This is a genomic window from Ruminococcus sp. YE71 (assembly GCF_900119155.1).
Classification (GTDB): domain Bacteria; phylum Bacillota; class Clostridia; order Oscillospirales; family Ruminococcaceae; genus YE71.
The window spans coordinates 25,630-45,477 of sequence record NZ_FPIR01000011.1 but is presented as its reverse complement, the minus strand read 5'-3'; the positions used below and the strand labels follow the sequence as shown (position 1 = coordinate 45,477).

Annotated in this window: 16 protein-coding genes; 12 read left to right on the top strand and 4 right to left on the bottom strand. The window is 55.8% G+C overall.

Going from position 1 to position 19,848, the window contains the following annotated elements:
- Window positions 1-8 precede the first annotated feature (8 nt).
- The 3 genes from BT142_RS11160 to BT142_RS11150 form a co-directional block, all read right to left on the bottom strand.
- A complete protein-coding gene (locus BT142_RS11160; RefSeq protein WP_072418278.1) occupies window positions 9-3,797 on the bottom strand; it encodes a hypothetical protein in 3,789 nt (1,262 codons plus the stop codon).
- A gap of 150 nt (window positions 3,798-3,947) precedes the next feature.
- Window positions 3,948-4,811, bottom strand: a complete 864-nt coding sequence (locus tag BT142_RS11155) for an SPL family radical SAM protein (RefSeq protein ID WP_072418277.1) — start codon at window positions 4,809-4,811, stop codon at window positions 3,948-3,950.
- Window positions 4,812-4,850: 39 nt separating this feature from the next.
- Window positions 4,851-6,623 carry a glycoside hydrolase family 44 protein gene (locus tag BT142_RS11150; RefSeq protein WP_242871966.1) on the bottom strand — a complete coding sequence of 591 codons (1,773 nt, stop codon included), beginning with the start codon at window positions 6,621-6,623 and terminating at the stop codon, window positions 4,851-4,853.
- A 160-nt stretch (window positions 6,624-6,783) separates the two neighbouring features.
- Here BT142_RS11150 and BT142_RS11145 point away from each other — a divergent pair, with 160 nt between their 5' ends.
- The 7 genes from BT142_RS11145 (at window position 6,784) to BT142_RS11115 (ending at window position 13,423) form a co-directional block, all read left to right on the top strand.
- Window positions 6,784-7,704 carry a LysR family transcriptional regulator gene (locus tag BT142_RS11145; RefSeq protein ID WP_072418276.1) on the top strand — a complete coding sequence of 307 codons (921 nt, stop codon included), beginning with the start codon at window positions 6,784-6,786 and terminating at the stop codon, window positions 7,702-7,704.
- Window positions 7,705-7,870: 166 nt separating this feature from the next.
- The gene (locus BT142_RS11140) at window positions 7,871-8,617 is read left to right on the top strand and encodes a phosphotransferase (RefSeq protein WP_072418275.1); all 747 of its coding nucleotides are present in this window, start codon (window positions 7,871-7,873) and stop codon (window positions 8,615-8,617) included.
- A 19-nt stretch (window positions 8,618-8,636) separates the two neighbouring features.
- Window positions 8,637-8,882 carry a (2Fe-2S) ferredoxin domain-containing protein gene (locus BT142_RS11135; RefSeq protein WP_072418274.1) on the top strand — a complete coding sequence of 82 codons (246 nt, stop codon included), beginning with the start codon at window positions 8,637-8,639 and terminating at the stop codon, window positions 8,880-8,882.
- Window positions 8,879-9,139 (top strand): (2Fe-2S) ferredoxin domain-containing protein, encoded by a 261-nt coding sequence (locus BT142_RS11130; protein WP_072418273.1) that lies wholly within the window; start codon window positions 8,879-8,881, stop codon window positions 9,137-9,139. The genes BT142_RS11135 and BT142_RS11130 overlap by 4 nt, the downstream gene beginning before the upstream one ends.
- A complete protein-coding gene (locus BT142_RS11125; protein ID WP_072418272.1) occupies window positions 9,140-10,816 on the top strand; it encodes a [Fe-Fe] hydrogenase large subunit C-terminal domain-containing protein in 1,677 nt (558 codons plus the stop codon).
- Window positions 10,809-11,981 carry a SpoIIE family protein phosphatase gene (locus BT142_RS11120; protein WP_072418271.1) on the top strand — a complete coding sequence of 391 codons (1,173 nt, stop codon included), beginning with the start codon at window positions 10,809-10,811 and terminating at the stop codon, window positions 11,979-11,981. Before BT142_RS11125 ends, BT142_RS11120 begins: the two co-directional genes overlap by 8 nt.
- A gap of 5 nt (window positions 11,982-11,986) precedes the next feature.
- Window positions 11,987-13,423, top strand: a complete 1,437-nt coding sequence (locus BT142_RS11115) for a 4Fe-4S dicluster domain-containing protein (protein WP_072418270.1) — start codon at window positions 11,987-11,989, stop codon at window positions 13,421-13,423.
- A gap of 58 nt (window positions 13,424-13,481) precedes the next feature.
- Here the strand turns inward: BT142_RS11115 and sigK are convergent, their stop codons facing one another.
- Window positions 13,482-14,219, bottom strand: a complete 738-nt coding sequence (sigK, locus tag BT142_RS11110) for an RNA polymerase sporulation sigma factor SigK (RefSeq protein ID WP_072418269.1) — start codon at window positions 14,217-14,219, stop codon at window positions 13,482-13,484.
- A 226-nt stretch (window positions 14,220-14,445) separates the two neighbouring features.
- Between sigK and cysK the strand changes: the two genes are divergently transcribed.
- Genes cysK through BT142_RS11085 form a run of 5 tightly spaced genes read left to right on the top strand, consistent with a single transcriptional unit; the run spans window position 14,446 to window position 19,819 of the window.
- Window positions 14,446-15,423, top strand: a complete 978-nt coding sequence (gene cysK / locus BT142_RS11105; protein ID WP_072418268.1) for a cysteine synthase A — start codon at window positions 14,446-14,448, stop codon at window positions 15,421-15,423.
- A 16-nt stretch (window positions 15,424-15,439) separates the two neighbouring features.
- Window positions 15,440-16,774 carry a nitrogenase component 1 gene (locus BT142_RS11100; RefSeq protein ID WP_072418267.1) on the top strand — a complete coding sequence of 445 codons (1,335 nt, stop codon included), beginning with the start codon at window positions 15,440-15,442 and terminating at the stop codon, window positions 16,772-16,774.
- 15 nt (window positions 16,775-16,789) lie between these two features.
- The gene (locus BT142_RS11095; protein ID WP_072418266.1) at window positions 16,790-18,310 is read left to right on the top strand and encodes a nitrogenase component 1; all 1,521 of its coding nucleotides are present in this window, start codon (window positions 16,790-16,792) and stop codon (window positions 18,308-18,310) included.
- Between the two features lie 14 nt (window positions 18,311-18,324).
- Complete coding sequence (locus BT142_RS11090) at window positions 18,325-18,699, top strand: NifB/NifX family molybdenum-iron cluster-binding protein (RefSeq protein ID WP_072418265.1); 375 nt, start codon at window positions 18,325-18,327, stop codon at window positions 18,697-18,699.
- A gap of 43 nt (window positions 18,700-18,742) precedes the next feature.
- Window positions 18,743-19,819: an ABC transporter substrate-binding protein gene (locus BT142_RS11085; protein ID WP_072418264.1), complete on the top strand. Its 1,077-nt coding sequence runs from the start codon at window positions 18,743-18,745 to the stop codon at window positions 19,817-19,819.
- Window positions 19,820-19,848 lie beyond the last annotated feature (29 nt).

The following is a 19,848-nucleotide window of genomic DNA, read 5'->3' as shown; positions in this document are numbered from 1 at the left end:
TCTCTTTCTCACTTCTCCCAACGGTTCTTGAAGCGCTCCGCTTCGTTCTTGATGGAGGTGCCGTTGCTCTTGAGGTACTCGTTGACAGCCGCCACCACGATGAGGATGATACCTGCCACGAGCAGATATACCCACCATTCAGCCCTGCCGAAGAACGACTGGGTGATGTAGAGCGTGAGCCCGAGGAATGCCGAACCCGATACCGCGAACCACTTGCCGTTCTTCTTTGCGAAGGAGACAAGCAGGATGATGAGAGTGGTTATCAGCACGAACAGGGTGTTCGCAAGGCTCTGATTCATCAGCGCGTCGAGCAGCAGGAAGCCGAACGCCGAAACGTGCGCCGCAAAGGTCAGCCTGGATGCGAAGCTCTCGTTCTCGCGCCAGATGAAGCGGACGATGACGCCGAATGCAAGCATCGGAAGGAGGTTTATCTTCGCGTTGACCGCCGCTTCGTCGGAGATGAGGAAAGGTCTTGTGTAGACGAGACAGCAGAGCAATCCCGAAGCTATCGTCATCATAACGCGGTTAGTCTTGTCGGTGTGACCCGAACGGATGAAGTTCCCAAAGAACGCCGCCGCAAGCATCAGCGAGATGCTGTAAACTGCGCGTTCGTTCACGCCCGATGCGCAGGAAAGCGCCATGAACGGAGTTATCATAATGCCGAGGGAAGCCGTGTCGAGCCTGAGTCTGCCCTTTTCGCCGCTCGGATAGAGCTGCTCACGGTAGAGCAGACGTCCGCAGGCGAGCACAGCCGCCATGCAGCAGGTGATTATCAGGATAACCAGGTCGTAATTTGCGCCCGTGTCGGCGGAGATATAGCTGCCCAGCGACACGCCCGAACGCAGGAACGCCGCTATCGGGAATATGGAAATGAGCACGTTGTTCTGGTTCTGGCAGAGGATGTACAGCCCGACCGCCATAGCCATCACGCATACAGCCGCGAGAAGCGCTGCGGAGCTGTACTTGTCGGTAAGCGACCACTGCATGAACAGTCCCGCCGCCAGACTCCAGGCGTACTGGGAATGAGCGTAACCCTTAAAGTCCTCGGAGTGCTTTGCGAGGCAGGTGAATGCCGCCGCCGCGATAAGCACGACTACCGAAGCGGTCAGCATCGAGAGGGACATGGATTCGCTGTAGCTGTGGGTGATGCGGAAAATATCATCGAGGAAGCTGACAGACATAAGCAGCGTGAAAGGCGCCGCGATCCTGTGTACGATAAGGTGTCTGCCCTCGTTCTTCTGACAGCCCTGCCATACCAGCATAGCCGTCAGCAGCAGCGTTGCGAGAAGTGCGGTGAAAAGCTCGCTGTAGCTTTCGGATTCCAAAAGCGCACATCTGTACATCACGGAACCGAAGGCCATGATCGGCAGCAGAAAGTCGGAGAATCGGGTGCGCAGTCTGTGTACGCGGTCGAAGCCGATAAGGATGACTGCCAGCGCGAAGGTGATGTAGAGTATCTGTCCGATCGCCGAGCCGATAGCAAGGTCGAGGTTCCCGAACAGCGAACCTGCCGCGAAGCATATCGTCACGGGGAAGAACAGGCGCATCAGCAGTATCTGACGTCTGCGCTTCGGCTTGTATTCAAAGATGAATGTCAGCGCCGCGATACCCGACATGAGGAACGGAGCCGCCGCCATGCATTCGCTGTCGATGAGTCCCAAGCCTGTCAGGAATATCAGGATGGTGAATCCGAAGTCGGATACCACCGTGCGGATGTCTGCACCCAGCAGACCCGCGAATCTGAAGCCGAGTGCCATCACGAAGATGATACCCGCGAAAATGAGCATGGAAAGCTCTCTGCTAATTTCGGATACCGCCGACAGATCGGGGACTGCGCTCATACTCAGCGCAAAAGCCGTGAAAGGCACTATAAGCAGGTGTTTCATGACCTTAGCCATAGTGTTCCCGTTCTGCGAGAGCATCAGCATAAGCACCGCCGTGAGAAGGAACGCACAGGCGGAGATGATATAGCCCTTCGTACCGCCTGCCATGAGTGCGGCAAGACCGCAGGAGAAAAGGCTTACGGGGAACACGGCGTCGGAAACCGCCGTGCGCAGTCTGCCGACATTCGCAAAGGCGAAGGACATAGCGAAGCTTATGAGCATCATCGGGAGCAGTGCCCCGAGCACTCTGCTCTGTGTGTCGGGATAATCGAGCGACTTCACGATGGCTGCCGAAACAGTCCATGCCGAGAGGAGGGCACTCAGCGGGAGCAGGTGCTTTGCGATCTTCGAGGCCGCGCTCTCCTTGCGCCCGAAGGTGTGTACCGTGAAAAGTGCGGTGAGCATCAGCGCGATAGCCATATCGCACAGGAAGCTCGTGAACTTGTCGTTGGTACGGTATACGATAAGCGCCGTAAACAGCGCGAGAATATCGCCCCAGTCGGAGAAGCCCGAACGGATGACGGGGATGTACCGCCAAACAAGCGCCATCACGAACATGATAAATGCGAACATCATCGTGCGGTCGTTTGCGCCTGTGTCAACTATCATGCAGGTCATCTCTGCGATGATGATGATTCGTCCGACTGCGTGTGCAGCCTTGAGGTAGATATTGTCGAGCACACTGCCGTAGTACATCGCCTGTGCGAACCACACCAGTGCGGTCAGCAGTTCGGGGAGTTCCCATCTGCCTGCCAGATCGACCATCATGAAAGGCAGAGCCGTCATAGCGTAGACGCTTGCAGTCACGACGGTGAATATCCTCAACGGGTCGCCTTTTTCCTTGGCGAACTTCGTGTTCTCGCTGTAGAGCAGGTATATCGGGACTGCCGCGATAACGTTGAGCGCGAACGCCCACCAGCGCCTGTCCTCGATGACCTGAACGCTCATGAGGGTGAACGAGACAAGTCCGCTGTAAAGAGCCGCGTGTACGAAGCCGCCCATCTTATACAGCTTCGCGGCGTGTGCGAGGAACAGCGTTATCAGCAGGGTGGCAAGGCTGTACAGCAGCCAGAAGCCGTCACCGCTGACCGACAGCCATTCGCCCACGAGCCCGAAGTATCCCATCGTCACGAAAGTAACGCCGACGAATACCGAACCCAGCAGGTAGAAAGCCATCGAGGTGTTCCTGAGTTTAAGTTTCTTGTGTGCGAAGGCACAGCAGCCGAAGAAGAACAGACTCATGAGCGCTATCACTCCGACTCTGCCCCAGTTGTTCATATCGAGCCATGCCGCCTTCGAGAATACCATTCCCGCGAGGATGACAAGGGCAGCGCCTATGCCGAGAAGCACAGACGCAGGGTTGCGTTCCTTTTTCGGCTTCGGGGGCTGAACAGACTGTACGGGACGTACAGGAACATATGCGGGCTGCTGAGCGGCTCCTGCCGTCTGAGCAGCGGCAGGCTGATACGCCTGCGGAGGAACGTTCTGAACGGGGGCGTTCTGCGGTCTCTGAGGGAACGGCGGAACGGGTGCGGACTGCGGTGCGGTCTGAGGTGCAGGCGGCACTGCTCTCTGAGCGGCTACCCTCTGAACGCCGTCGTTTCTCAGCCTGTCGGGAACGGGCGGACCGTAAAGGTCGGAAGGCTTCGGAGCGACAGGCGGTCCTATCAGCACCGAACGTCTGCCCTGTTCTGGGCGGTAGCCTTCGGCGCCCTGCATCTGCCTGTTCGGCTGAACGGGTTCGCCGCGCATCGCCGCGACAAGCGTCATCAGCTCGTAGCGGTCTATCCTTCCCTGAGCGAAAAGCTGGTCAACGAACAGCTTGTATTTTTTCAGCTTAGCCGAGCGGCTTATCAGAAGAGGTATAAGTATCAGGGGCGAAATGACCCATGCAACAGCTAATAGTACAGTCATACCTCAGCATCTCCTTCCGTCACGCGGCAGCGTAATACCGCGGTCTTTGATTTGTTAAATAAATTATAACATATATCCGCGTCGGTTTCAAGATGCCGTATGTAATTTTTTCGCAGACGTTTGTCATGCAGATGCAGTGACAAATGTCATTCAGAAAAAGCTCAGCTGTTCGTATCTGTCGGGCAGGTCGGAGATGTAGGCAAAGCATTCCTCGGGGGAATGGATGATGCCGTACCTGTCGCAGGTCTCATGGAACCTGCGCATCAGCCTGTAGCTGTTGCCGCTCGCGACCTCGTATGAGTCGCCGTACCGCATCATATACTGCCTGCTCAGCCCCTGAAAATGCCTGTCGAGCGCCCGATAGAAGTACTCCCTGCTCCCCTCACGCAGGGTCATGCCTATCCCGAAGCAGACGATGCCCTTCACCCCCACGTCAAGGCAGTACTCCATCAGCCTGTCGAAATTCCCGTCGGTATCGGTGAGGAACGGCAGGAAGGGGCTCATCCACACCACCGTCGGAATCCCACGCTTTTGGAACGCTTTGAGCACCTCGTAACGCCTGCTCGTCGGGCAGACGTTCGGTTCGATGATACGGCTCAGGTCATCGTCGGCGATGGTCAGAGTCATTTGCAGAACACTTTTCCCCTTGCTGTTGATGCTGTCGAACAGGTCGATGTCACGCAGCACGCGGTCTGACTTGGTGATGACCGCCGCCCCGAACTCGTACCTGTCGATGAGCTCAAGACACCTTCGCATCAGCATCAGCTTTTCCTCGCAGGGCTGGTAAGGGTCGCACATCGAGCCCGTGCCGATGACGATCTTTCGGCGCTTTGTGCGCAGTATCTCCTCAAGCAGTTCGGGAGCGTTGACCTTCACGCCCACATCTTCAAAATCATGCTCGAAATTATAGCACCTGCTCCTGCTGTCGCAGTAGATACAGCCATGGGTGCAGCCGCGGTAGATATTCATACCGTTGTGAGCCGTCAGAAGCGACTTTGCTTTTACATAGTGCATACCCTGTCCGCTCCCCTTTCCGAAACTGCCGATGTCTTTTTACTTTTTGCGCTTTCTGACCGCGAATACTGCGGCGGCGGCAACTGCAAGAGCACCTGCGCCTGCCAGCACGGGCGTAAAGTTGCGCTTTACCTCCTTTGTCTCTGCCTGCCCTGCGGGAACGCTCTCCGAAGCGGATGTCAGCGCATCCTTGTTCTTCGCGATGACGAGCAGCGAAACAGTCCTCGGCTGCATTTCGAGGGTGACGCTGCTGCCGTCCAGCTTCACGGCAGGATTCGTGTCGGACATATCGAACACCTTCGCCGCCATGTCGTTGATGCCGTAGAGATGCACATAGCCGTACTCTTCGCCGAGGCTGATGTTGGCGGTAGTCGTTTCGGCAAAGGACTTGTTTGTGACCACCACGCGCAGAACATCGGTGTTGTCGCCGTCTATCGCGGCATAGGCAGTCGAAGTCTCAATATCGTCACTGACGCAGGAAACGAGGGTGTCGCCGAAGCCGCTCCCCTGCCCGTCGTAGTTGGTGTAGAGGTCGATGCCTGCCAGCTGATACTGCGCGTCCATCGAGAACAGGTTCGCACAGTAGACTTCGTTCTGCGCAAAAATACCCAGCGCGTCGGCCTCCATAACAGCGCCCGTCACGTCGTAAGCGCCCTGAAAATCATACTCGGTTATGGCTATCTTCGTACCGGGATAGTAGGTGTCCACCGACTGTTTCAGCGCAGGAAGTATCGGCAGGAACTCCGCGCCCGTGTCGGTTATCCAGCTGTCCTCGGTGTAGGTGTCGTCCCACATACTGCGTGTGGCATTGAGCTTGTTTTTCACGCAGTCGGGGTCGTTGTAGTGCTGGCAGTAGCGCTCACCGCAGGCGCCCTTCGCCTCGGTATAGAAATGCACGTCGAGAACGTCGAGCAGGCGTGTGCCGCACTCGTCCTCCGCCTTCTTCATCTCTTCCAGATAGTAGTCGATGAACCAGCGGTATTCGGGGTGGTCGGCGCGGATGATGTTCCAGTCCTCAGCCCCCGCGAAGTTCGTGAAGGCACCGTAGCCGAACAGCGCAGGCCCGAAGATATCGGCGTTCGGGTCGATGGCCTTGACCGCCTTTGACATGGTGACCGATTTCTCGACTATCTCCGCGCAGGAAGTCCTGTCGGGGTGGATGCGCGAATGGGTAGTGCTCCACAAACCTGGCTCGTTGTCGAGGGAATAGCCCCTGATACCGCCGTTCTGCGAGTCGCCAAGCGTCTGCACCAGATAGTTTACGAACTCATCCATGTAGACAGTGCCGTCGTTCAGGTCGGGAGTCAGAGTGAAATCCGAGCCCTTGACCATCTCCACCTTGTTCCACCTGTCGGAAGGTGCTTTCTCGGAAGCCGATACCTCGCCGTTCGTGTCCGCCGCCACGTATCCTGCCAGCTGTAGGGTCATCAGCGGATACGCGCCCTTTTTCTTGCAGACGTCCGCCAGCTGAAGGGCTATGCATCCCGGCTTGTCCCTCAGCGACTCGTCCACACTCTGCTGAAAATACCCGTCGGAGTTATTCTTCCAGTCAGAGCCAGCGTTTGAAGCGTTGTTCTCCCAGTTGTAGGCGGTGTAGCGGTTGCCGCCCGCACGCACCGACTTCATCAGGGTGTCGTTGTTCATGAGCTCGGCGTTCGTGCCGTAGATGTACGGCGAGATGGCCTTGCGGTCTTTCGAGGCATCGACGGTGATGTTGACCGTGCTGCCCGAAGTGTCTGCGCTCGCCTGAAAAGCGAACAGCGAAACGGCTATGAGTGCCGCAGCCACAGCGGCAAGTTTTCTGTTTAACATGATAATTCTTCCTTGTCCCAAAGTATCGCGGACAGCCTTCCTGTCCCGAGTCAATTATAACACACAGCTGTCTTTTTTTCAAGAATAATGGTCACAGATATTGAAAAAAAGTGATTAATATGTTATAATGTATACAATCATAATATAGGGGGATGACGGGATGAACGTTCTTCACATGAAATACGCACTTGAGGTCGCACGGTCGGGCTCGATAAACAAGGCGGCAGAGACGCTCCTCATCGCTCAGCCGAACCTCAGCCGCGCTATCAAAGAGCTTGAAGGCAGTCTCGGGATAACCATCTTCGAGCGGACGACCCGAGGGATGACCCCGACCCCCGAGGGCGAGGCTTTCCTCAATTACGCCGCCAATATCCAGAAGCAGATAGACGAGGTCGAGAATATCTACAAGGGCAGTTTCGTGCAGAAACAGCGCTTTTCGGTGTGCGTGCCGAGGGCTACCTATATCTCCGAGGGGTTCGCGAATTTCACGCAGAAGATAGGCAGCGACCCCGTGGAGATATTCTACCGCGAGACCAACGCCTCGAACACCATAAAGAACGTCCTGTCCTCGGAATACAAGCTCGGTATCGTCAGGTATGCTTCCCACTTCGACAAGTACTTCAAGTCGATGTTCACCGACAAGGGGCTGGAGTATGAGCTCATCTCGGAGTTCAGGTTCATGCTGGTCATGAGCAGGAGAAGCCCCCTCGCAGAGCTTGACGAGATACACTTCACCGACCTTGAAAAATACATCGAGATAGCCCACGCCGACCCCTATGTGCCATTCATGTCAATGGCCGAGGTCAGACGGGAGGAGCTGCCCGACAATATCCGCCGCAGGATATTCGTGTTCGAGCGCGGAAGTCAGTTCGACCTGCTCACCGACAATGAGGAGACCTTCATGTGGGTGTCCCCCCTGACCGACAAAATGCTCGAACGCTACGACCTTGTGGAAAAACCCTGCGCCGATAACGACAAGCTATACCGCGACGTTTTGATCCACCGCAACGACCACAATCTCTCAAAGCTCGAAAAGCTGTTCATCACCGAGGTGTGCATGAGCAAGCGCAAATATCTCTGATAAATTTATCAAAACCGCACGATATGTGCGGTTTTTTTATTGCAATTTCATATATAGCCATTGATAATACTATATATAAAATTTATAATTCCATGTTATGGACGATTGTGGTATAATTGTTATCGGAAAAACAACTTACACGATACTTTCAGGAGGTAGGAAGATTATGAAGCTCGACAGAGTGATAGCAGTCAGAAACAACAAGACCGTTTACCGTGACGGTGACAAATGCATCAAGGTGTTCAACGAGAACTTCTCGAAGGCTATGGTGCTCAACGAGGCGCTCAATCAGGCAAGGGTCGAAGAGACAGGACTTTCGATGCCGAAGATCCACGAGGTCACCACCATCGACGGCAAGTGGGCGATCGTATCCGACTACATCAAGGGCAAGACCCTTGCGCAGATCATTTCGGAAGAGCCCGAGAACGCCGAGAAATGGATCAAATTCTTCGTAGAGCAGCAGCTCATCATCCACTCCAAGACCTGCCCCATGCTGAGCAAGCTCAAGGACAAAATGAACTCGAAGATCTCACAGGCCGAGCTTGCGGCTACCGTCCGCTACGACCTTCACACCCGTCTTGAGGGTATGCCCAAGCACAACAAGCTCTGCCACGGCGACTTCAACACCTCGAACGTCATCATCGCCGAGGACGGCACCCCCTTCATCATCGACTGGGCACACGCAACTCAGGGCAACGCTTCGGCTGACGCGGCAAGATCGTACCTCTGCTTCTGGCTGGACGGCGATATCGGCGGCGCTGACATCTACCTCGACCTGTTCTGCTCGATGAGCGGCACCGACATGAAGTACGTTCAGTCCTGGATGCCGATAGTTGCGGCTTCGCAGTCGGTCAAGGGCAACGCCAAGGAGCGCGAGTTCCTGCTGGGCTGGGTAAACGTAGTCGATCAGTGATAACAAGGAGGGCACGAAAATGAAAGTCGTAGTTTGTATTGGTTCGTCATGTCACCTGAAGGGTTCGAGAAACATCGTCAGCGAGTTCCAGAATCTCATCGCAAAGTATGAGCTGGGCGACCTCGTTTCTCTCGGCGGAACATTCTGCATGGGCAGATGCCAGGAGGGCGTGTGCGTCACTGTTGACGGCGAGTTCTACTCTGTCACCCCCGAAAGCGCACGCGAATTCTTCGAGACGGTGATCCTTACGGGAGCACGCAAATGACCGTCGTACAGATATGCGTCGGTTCGTCCTGCCACCTCAAAGGCTCTGAGGAGCTGGTAAAAAGGATCGAGGCCGAGATCGCCGCTCACGGTCTTGAGGATGAGGTGCTGATAACGGGCGGCTTCTGCCTCGGGAAATGCAACCGCGAGGGCGTTACGGTCAAGGTCGATGAGGATGTGTTCACGGGCGTGACCGAACAGAATTTCAGTGAGTTTTTCAAGGAGAGAGTTTTGTCGAAAGCAAAGGCAGGTATTTAAATGTCGGATTTTCTCACGCTCAAAAAATCGAACTGCAAGAACTGCTACAAGTGCATAAGGCAGTGCCCCGTGAAGTCGATACGTTTTTCGGCGAATCAGGCGCACATCATCGGCAACGAGTGCATACTCTGCGGTCAGTGCTTCGTAGTCTGTCCCCAGAATGCAAAAGAGATAAAAGACCAGACCGAGAAGGCTAAGGTGCTGATACAGCGCGGAGACCCCGTAGTCGCGAGTATTGCCCCCTCTTTCATCGCAAATTACAGCGGTATCGGCATCGAAGCCATCGACTCTGCTCTGAAAAAGCTCGGCTTTCACTCGGCTGAGGAAACTGCGGTGGGCGCGGCGATAGTCAAGAACGAATATGAGCGTATCCTGCACGAAGAACAGCGTGACATACTCATCTCCTCCTGCTGTCATTCGGTAAATCTGCTGATACAGAAGTACTTCCCGAAAGCGCTCCCGTATCTTGCGGATGTGGTGTCACCGATGCAGGCGCACAGCATGGAGATAAAGAAACGCATACCGAATGCGAAGGTGGTGTTCATAGGACCCTGCATCTCGAAAATGGACGAGGCGGAACACTATGAAGGCTACATAGACGCGGTGCTGACCTTTGAACAGCTGTCAAGATGGCTCGCATCCGAAGGCATTGAACCGCAGAAAGAAATAATACCGAAAGAAAAGAGCCGCACAAGGCTCTTCCCCACCGCAGGCGGCATACTCAGGTCCATGTCGCTTGACGAGCAGGGGTATTCATATATCGCGGCGGACGGCATCGACAACTGCATAAGCGCACTCCGCGACATCGAGAACGGCGGCATCCACAAGTGCTTTATCGAGATGTCCGCCTGCGCCGGGAGCTGTGTCGGCGGCCCTGCGATGGAGAAGTACCGCAAGAGCACCGTCCGAGACATCATCGCCGTTACGGGCTACGCGGGCGTGAAGGACTTCGACACAGCGGAGCACGACAGCGTTGAACTGCACAAGAGCTATACCTTTATAGAACGCCGCGCCGCTCAGCCCACCGAGTACGAGCTGATAGAGATACTCCACCAGATGGGAAAATTCAAGCCCGAGCAGGAGCTCAACTGCGGTACCTGCGGCTACAATACCTGCCGAGAAAAGGCGGCGGCGATATTCCAGGGCAAGGCGGAAGTTTCCATGTGCCTGCCGTTCCTGAAGGACAAGGCGGAGAGCTTCTCCGACACAATCGTAAGGAACACCCCCAACGCACTCATCGTGCTCAACGACAAGCTGGAAGTCCAGCAGATCAATTCAGCCGCCATGAAGATAATGAATCTCCGCCACGGCTCGGATATTCTGGGCGATCAGGTGGTGCGCATACTCGACCCCGCCATCTTCATCAAGGTGCAGAAATCGGGGGTGGGCGTGTACAACAGCAAGACCTTCCTCGCCGAGTATCAGAAGTACGTCGAGCAGACGGTCGTTCCCGATAAGGAGAGCAGGATGCTCATCTGCATCATGCGCGACGTTACCGATGAGGAACGTAGCCGCGAACGCAAGGAAGAGATAAGCCGCCGCACCGTCGAGATCGCCGACAAGGTGGTCGATAAACAGATGCGGATAGTTCAGGAGATAGCTTCGCTCCTCGGTGAGACTGCCGCCGAGACAAAGATAGCACTCACAAAGCTCAAGGAGTCGATAAGTGATGAATGACCTCTGCGCAGATATAGGCTACAAAAGCATCTCACATTTCGGCGAACAGCTCTGCGGCGACCATGTGGACGTTGTGGAACAGGACGACGGCTCGTCGGTCATCGTGCTTGCCGACGGACTGGGCAGCGGCGTTAAGGCGAGCATCCTCTCGACCCTCACCTCGAAGATAATCTCTACCATGCTCGCGGCAGGTCTCCCGCTGGAGGAATGCGTCGAGACCATCGCGGCTACGCTTCCCATCTGCCATGAACGAGGTGTGGCGTATTCGACATTCACCATCATCCATCTGATGAACAACGAGTCTGCCGAGCTGATACAGTACGACAACCCCCACATCATCTTCATCAGAGACCTTGCCGTGACCGATTACCCAAAAACCGAAATGACCATCGGCGGCAAGCGGATATTCAAGACCGTGCTGAAACTGCGTGAGAACGACGTGTTCGTGGCGATGAGCGACGGATGCCCCCACGCAGGTCTCGGCCGTGTGTACAACTTCGGCTGGAAGCGTGAGGATATCGCGGAGTTCATGGAAGCGGCGGCGGCAGGCGGATATACCGCCAAGAACCTCGCCACCATGCTCATCGACGAGTGCAGCAGGCTTTACGGCGGCGAACCCGGCGATGACGCCACATCCTGCGTGGTCAAGATACGCAAGCGCGAGCCGATGAACATCCTCTTCGGTCCTCCCGCAAACAAGGACGACTGTTCAAGAATGATGAGCCTGTTCTTCTCGAAGGAGGGCAAGCACATAATCTGCGGCGGAACGACTTCTTCGATAGCCGCCAAATGGCTCGGCACCACCGTGACCGCAAGCCTTGACTTCACGCGGAGCGATGTTCCGCCTATCGCCTACATCGACGGCGTTGACCTTGTGACCGAGGGCGTTATCACGGTCAACAAGGTGCTCGAATACGCCAACGACTATCTCGGCGAAAACAGGTTCTACGAGGAGTGGAACTACCAGCGCGACGGCGCTTCCCTCATCAGCAGACTGCTGTTCGAGGAAGCCACCGATATAAATTTCTACGTCGGCAGAGCGGTCAACCCCGCTCACCAGAACCCCGAACTGCCGATAAACTTCTCGATAAAGATGAATCTCGTCGAGGAGCTTTCCAAATGTCTGAAAAATATGGGAAAACGAATAAAGGTCAGCTATTTCTGAGGTGTATGATGAAGAATAAACGAGTTTTCGATACCAAGGTGCAGTATCTGAAATACAAGGTACTTCGTGAGGTCGCAAGACGGGCATGGGACGACACCCTGCTCGAAAGCCTGCTCGATATCCCAAAGACCATAGTGCCCGGCAAGACCCCCTCTATGCGGTGCTGTGTCTACAAGGAGCGTGCCATCCTCGCGGAGAGGGTGAAGCTCGCGATGGGTATCGGCAAGTCGGAACAGAGCATTATCGAGGTCATCGACATCGCCTGCGACGAATGTCCTGCCGCAGGCTACGAAGTGACCGACTCCTGCCGCGGCTGCCTTGCACACCGCTGTGAGGATGTCTGTCCGAGAGGGGCTATCTCCTTCGGACACGACCACAGGGCGCATATCGACAAGAGCAAGTGCGTTGAATGCGGACGCTGCTCGAAGGTCTGCCCCTACTCGGCGATAGTCAACCGCAAGCGTCCCTGTCAGAACGCCTGCAAGGTCAAGGCTATCACCATCAACGAGGAACAGACCGCCGCCATCGACCGCGACAAGTGCATTTCCTGCGGCGCCTGCGTTTACCAGTGCCCCTTCGGCGCGATAACCGACAAGTCTTTCATACTCGACGTTATCGACCTTATCAAGAAAAGCCGCGAGAACGGCAGCAGGATATACGCCGTGGTCGCCCCCTCGATATCGAGCCAGTTCACTTATGCAAAGCTCGGTCAGGTGGTCAGCGGACTGAAACAGCTCGGCTTCCACGCGGTGGTCGAAGCGGCTCTCGGCGCCGATATGGTCGCACTCGAAGAGTCGAAGGAACTTGCCGAAAAAGACTTCCTGACCAGTTCGTGCTGCCCCGCCTTCGTGGCATATATTAAGTCGGCTTTCCCCGAGCTTGAAGAGCACATCTCCCACAACCCCTCGCCTATGGCGGCTCTCGCAAAGTACATAAAGGACACCCACGAGAACGCAAAGATAGTTTTCATCGGGCCCTGCACGGCAAAGAAAGCCGAGATACAGCGCAAGGAAGTACGCCCCTACGTTGACGCGGTGCTGACCTTCGAGGAATTGCAGGCGCTGTTCGACAGCAGGGACATCGAGCTGACCTCCCTTGAAGAGGACGTGCTCGACAACGCTTCCTACTTCGGCAGGATATTCGCACGAAGCGGCGGACTGTCGGACGCGGTGGCGGAAGCTGTCGCAGAACAGGGTCTCGTGCCGGAAGTGAACCCGAGCGTTTGCAGCGGCATCGAGGAATGCCGTACCGCCCTGATGAAGAAAAAGCGCGGAGTTCTCGCCGAGAATTTCATCGAGGGAATGGCCTGCACAGGCGGATGTATCGGCGGAGCGGGCTGTCTCACCCACGAGGAGAAAAACAAGTCGCAGGTAGACAGCTATGGCAGAGAAGCCCTTGAAAAAACAATCTCCGAAGCGGTCGCTATCCTGAATTTAAAGTGACTGCGATAAGACATACTTAAGACTCGCCGTACAGGAACACCCTGTACGGCGTTGTCATTTACAGTCCGAAAAGCCCCTCGCCGAGTTCGCTGCGCAGCTTTTCGAGGGCGCGTTTCTCTATCCGCGAGACATACGAACGCGAGATGCCGAGATGTTCTGCGGTCTCGCGCTGGGGCAGAGGCGCTTTCCCGTCCAGTCCGTAGCGCATACGTATCACCTCGCGCTCACGCTCGTCAAGGACGGTCTCCACCTTCCCGAGCATCGTCCGAATAGCGGTCTCAAGCCCCACCTTCTCGTCCACGGGCATACTGTCGTCGGCAAGGATGTCGATTAGAGTCAGGCAGTTGCCGTTCTTGTCAACGTCCACCGACTCGTCGATGCTGACCTCTGCCGCGAGCTTTTTCGTGGCGCGGAAGTGCATGAGTATCTCGTTTGAAACGCACCTCGCCCCGTAGGTCGCGAACCTGCACCCCTTTGAATAGTCGAACGTCCCCACCGCCTTTATCAGCCCTATCGTGCCGATGGAGATAAGGTCATCGGCGTCGTCCGAGCCGTTCGGAGTGTACTTTTTCACGATGTGAGCCACAAGCCTTAGATTGTGGCTGATGAGCTTGTCGCGAGCCTTGCTGTCGCCTGCCGCCATACGCTCAAAGCACTCACGCTCCTCCTTCGCCGACAGCGGCTTCGGGAACTTCCCCGCACTCTCGAAATGAAGCGCGAACGGCAGAAGATTTTCGGTCAGGAGCTTTATCAGAAGTCCGAACATATCATCACCCCACAGTTGTTTTTTTCGCATACTGTCATCATATGCGGCTCGTTACGGATAAAGACCTGACAGCCGTCATGCCCCTGCTTTGTACGCATCACAAGGCCGGGGCGCTTTATAGCTTTTTTCTTTACCTTCAGCGTTCAGTTATAGGTTTTGCAGATAATCAACTCTAATAAAAATGAATTAGACAACCATCTGCCGATATTATATAATATAGTAGTACTTAAATCAAATGTACAAGGAGTGAAAAGCTATGATAAAAGCGGCACAGATACTTACCGACCTAATCGGAAACACACCGCTTCTGAAAGCAAACCGTTTCCTTGCGGAACAGGGACTTGAAGCCGAGCTTTACTTTAAACTGGAGTACTTCAATCCCGCAGGTTCTGTCAAGGACAGGATAGCATACGCAATGATAATCGACGCCGAGGAAAAGGGCGTGCTGAAAGAAGGCTCGACAATAATCGAACCCACATCGGGAAACACGGGCGTGGGACTCGCTTTCGTAGGCGCATCGAGAGGATATAATGTGATACTGACCATGCCCGACACCATGAGCATCGAAAGGCGCACCCTCGTGACCGCCCTCGGCGCACAGGTCATCCTGACCCCGGGTGCGGCAGGCATGAAAGGTGCCGTCAGAAAAGCCGAAGCGCTGAACGCTCAGATAGAGAACAGCGTGATCCTCCAGCAGTTTGAGAACCCTGCCAACGCGAGGGCTCACGAACTCACCACCGCTGATGAGATATGGCGCGACACCGACGGTCAGGTGGATATAATCGTCGCAGGCGCAGGCACGGGCGGTACCGTCACGGGTCTTGCAAGAGGTCTGAAGGCGAAGAAGCCCTCGGTCTACGCGGCGGCAGTTGAGCCGAACGAGTCGGCAGTCCTCTCGGGCGGAAAGTCGGGACCCCACAAGATACAGGGCATCGGTCCGGGATTCGTCCCGAAGGTGCTGGACGAGAGCGTGATAGACGAGGTCATCAGGATACGCAGCGACGAGGCGATAGACACCTCGCGTCTGCTCGGCAGAAAGGAAGGTCTGCTCGTGGGGATCTCCTCGGGAGCGGCGGCATATGCGGCAGTTCAGCTGGCTAAGCGCCCCGAAAACAAGGGCAAGGTCATAGTCGCGGTGCTTCCCGACACGGGCGAAAGATACCTCTCCACCGAGCTGTACAGATACCCCGACGAGACGCACTTCGAGAAGAAGTCCGCCGCCGAAAAAGCATGAAGGGAGCTGAGTCAGAATGTCAGAACAAATTGAACAGCCCCGCACGACCTGTGCGCAGGGCGGTGCTCTCGCGACGATTAACGCGCTCCCCCATGTGATAGCCATTTCCCATGCGGCTGAGGGCTGCGCGGGAAACCTCACCAACCCCATCTCGTTCTGTTCGGGCTACAACGGCGAGGGCTACTGCGGCGGCACTCAGATACCCACCAGCGCCATCCGCGAAAAGCACGTCGTTTTCGGCGGTGCCGACAGGCTCAGAGAGGAGATAAAATCCGCACAGGAACTTCTCGACGCCGAGCTTTTCGTGGTGACGACAGGATGTATGACCGAGATGATAGGCGACGACGTTCAGGCGGTCGTGAGGGAATTCGAGGACGCGGAGACCCCCGTGACGGCGGTCAACACCCCGAGTTTCAGCGGCGACGCCTACGCGGGCTACGAGATAGTCCTTGACGGCATCTTCAACGGCTTCGTTCAGCCTGCCGAGAAAAAAGACCCGAAGCTCGTGAATATCTTCGGCATCGTTCCGAACTTCGACCCCTTTTTCAGGGGCGACCTGACCGAGATAAAACGCCTGCTGGAACGGCTGGGGCTGAAGGTCAACACCTTCTTCACCCCCGACCAGACCTTCGAGAACGTGCGCAGTTCCTCGGCAGCGTCGCTGAACATACACTTCTCGCACGTATGGGGCACGGGCTTCGTGAAGAATTTCGAGAAGAAGTTCGGCACGCCGTACTTCACTGCCGACCTGCCGATAGGCGCATACGCCACGGAAAAGTTCCTGCGCGGGCTGGCAAAGCACATCAAGATAAGCAAGAAACTGCTCGATAAGGTCATCGAGGAGGAGAAGGAGAGCTACTACCGCTACTTCGCGAAAACAGTGGATGTCATCACGAATTCGCAGTTTTTCTACTACTCGGCGGTGGTCGCGAATTCCAACTACGCGCTTCCCCTCGCAGGGTTCCTGTCGGAGGAGCTGGGCTGGCACGTTGAGGATGTCATCATCACCGACATCCTCTCGAAAAACAGGAAAGCCGCAGCCGAGGAGGCTTTTCGCAGCACAGGTCTCGGCGCCGAACTGCTGTTCGAGCCGAACGCAAAGAATATAGAATGGCACCTCTCGAAAAAGCATTTCCGCGACCGCGGCGACAGATATTTCGACGCACATTCGCCGTTCTACCTGGTGGGCAGCAGCATCGACAAATACGCCGCCGACACGCTGGGGGCGCTGACTCTTGCTGTCAGCTATCCCGTGCGCAGCAGGCTCATCGCAAACAGGGGCTATGCAGGCTTCCGCGGCGGACTGACGCTGCTCGAAGACCTCATCAGCGTTCCCCTTTCGGGAAGATAAGGAGGGATAAACAGCATGGAAAACTATTTTAAAAGCAGTATCCCACCCACAAGAGAGGAGCGCATGGAGACTTCCGACGCCTTTCACGGTTCGAGCTGTGAGCTTGTTGACTGCTCACGCTGCGGCTGTCTGAAAGGCAAGGACAGACGATTCTGGCAGTCCAGCAGCGCCTGTCAGATGTCCCTGTCGATAATCATGAGCAGCACGATAGAGAACTCCGTCATCATCATGCACGGCCCCATCGGCTGCGGCACCGCCCTGCACACCCTCATCCCTTCGACCAATTTCGGCAAGTCGGCAAGAGGGCTCCCTGTAAAGCCCTTCAACTGGCTCTCCACCAACCTCACCGACACAGAGATAATCACGGGCAGCGAAAAGAAGCTGAAAGAGACCATCGAGTATGCCGACCGCACCTTCCGTCCCGAGATCATCTTCGTGATCTCCACCTGTGCGCCGAACATCATGGGCGACGACATCGAACAGATAATCAACGACGAGCAGAAGGTGGTCTCCTCACAGCTGACCGCCGTACACTGTCCCGGATTCCGTTCGAGGGTGGTGTCGAGCGCCTACGACGCGTTCTACCACTCGCTGTTCAGGCACATCAAGTTTGAGCCTATACCCTACAAGGACTACGTTCCCGCAAGCGAGGCCGACGGGCTCTCGCTCATCCGCGCCGACGCCTACGAGTACAAACGCGCCCACAACGTTAACCTGATGTCGCTGGAGTCCTCGGGCGCTCCCGACGAACAGGAGCTGACCCGTCTGCTGAACCTGCTCGACCTTAACGTGAACGTCATGGCGGAGTACGCCAACAGCGACAAGATAAGGTTCTTCTCGGAGGCGGCGCTGAACGTCAGCCTCTGCGAGATGCACGATGACTACATACTCAGCTATCTGCGCGACAAGTACGGCATCCCCTCTTTCGTGAAGATGCCCCTCGGCATCAGGGCGACGAAGGAATGGCTCATCGGAATCGGCGCGCATTTCGGACTGGAAGAACGTGCGAAGCGCCTTGCCGACAGCGAGGAACAGCTACTCCTCAAAGCCCTTGAGCCGCTGAAAGAGAAGATAAAGGGCAAGCGCATCCTGATAACGGGCGGCAGCGTGAGGTCGGCTAACGAAGCGTATCTCTTACAGGAGCTGGGGCTTGAGATAGTCGGGCTGGTTGGATACCTGTACGACACCAACGCCGACCCCGTCTTTGACGAGCTCTCGGACAGACTGCCCGAGCTGTCGGTCATCGTCAGCGACCAGCCCTTCGAGTATGTCAACCAGATACGAAAGCTCGATCCCGACATCGTGCTCGTCCATGCAGGCTACAACGCCGTCCCCTCGAAGCTGGGCTTCAACACCATACCAGAGTTTGATGTGGGTAGCTCATATTTCGGGTTCAGCGGCGTGTATCAGGTCGCGAAAAAACTCGCATTCGCACTGGACAGCGGCTCGTTCTTCAAGCATCTCGGCGAGAATTACGAATCGCCCTACAAGCGCGGATGGTACGATCGCGACCCGTTCAGCTACCACAAAAAATGAAGCGGAGGTGAGGTATGTCATACAGGATAGCAGCTGCGTCCTCGGACGGTATCCGCATAGATACCGCCTACGGACAGGCTGAACAGTTCCGCATCTACGAGGTGGACGACGCAGGCATCACCCTCGCCGAGATACGCCCCGCGGAAGTGAAAAGCACGCCGCATCCCCACGAAGGATGCAGCGGAAACGGCGGCGGATGCTCCGAACACACAGGCACGGAGCCCGTGAGCGACTGCAAATGCGTGCTCTGCAAGAGCTTCGGCAGAAAGGTCATAAAGTACCTTGAACGAAACGGCATCTACGCCTTTGACATCGAGTGCGATATCGAAACAGCACTGAAAAAGATAACCGCATACCTTGAAAGGGTGGAGTTTCACCGAAGGGTCTGAAACGCCGCCCCGTATGCGAGACTAAAATATGGGAGGAATAATCATGAAAAGGAAAAACAGGATAATAGGAGCATTTACGGCGCTTGTATGTGCGGTGAGCATAATGGCATCATGCTCGGCTTCGACTGCCGATGAAAACAGCAGCGGCGGGGCAGCAAAAGACAGCCCGAAGGGCACTTCCGCTTCGAACGGCGACTTCAAGTACGGTCACATCCAGATACCCGGCAAGGACGGCTCGCTTTGCAGTGCGCCTATCTACATCGCCTACGAAAAGGGCTTCTTTGCGGAGCAGGGCTTTGACGTTGAGCTTATCTCGGCGGATTTCGAGACACGAAAGATCGGTCTGAACAACGGCACCATCCCGATAGTAAACGGCGACTTCCAGTTCTTCCCGTCCATCGAGAACGGCATCGACGTAAAGGTGGTGGACGGTCTTCACGAGGGATGCATCAAGTTCGCCGTCAGACCCGATTCGGACATCTACACCGTCAACGACCTTAAGGGCAAGAAGATTGCCGTTGACGAGATAGGCGGAACCCCTCACCAGACTGCGAGCCTCTGGCTCGAAAACGCGGGCATCTCGGCAGACCCTGCCGACGGCGAGGTGACTTTCCTGCCCTACTCGGACGGCAACCTTGAGTTCGAGGCCCTCCAGAACGGCGAAGTTGATGTGGCAGCCGTATGGGATCCCCTCGGTTCGGTCAAGGAAAAGGCAGGCGAGGTAAGGATCATTTTCGACCTCAGCACCGATGATTTCTTCAAGGATCACTTCTGCTGCTTCCTCTACGCTTCCAACAAGCTGATAAAGGAAGATCCGCAGCAGATTGCAGACCTTCTGAAAGCCTACAGAAAGGCTCAGGAATGGATCTACGAGAACCCCGAGGAAGCGGTGGACATCATTACCGAAAAGAAGCATTCGGCTATCGAGGACAAGGAGCTGGCAGTCCAGCTGATAAAGAGCTACGGCTACCCCTCCGCATCCGAGCACGGGTCTGAATGGGATGCAAAGGTGCAGGAGAACGTTCAGTACTTCGTGAACGGACTTTCGCAGATAGGCTACCTGCAAAGCGACCCGAAGGACTTCGCCAAAGAGCTGTACTACAAAGTTGATGTGAGCTGATCGCTCTCAGATCAATACAGAAAAAAGGT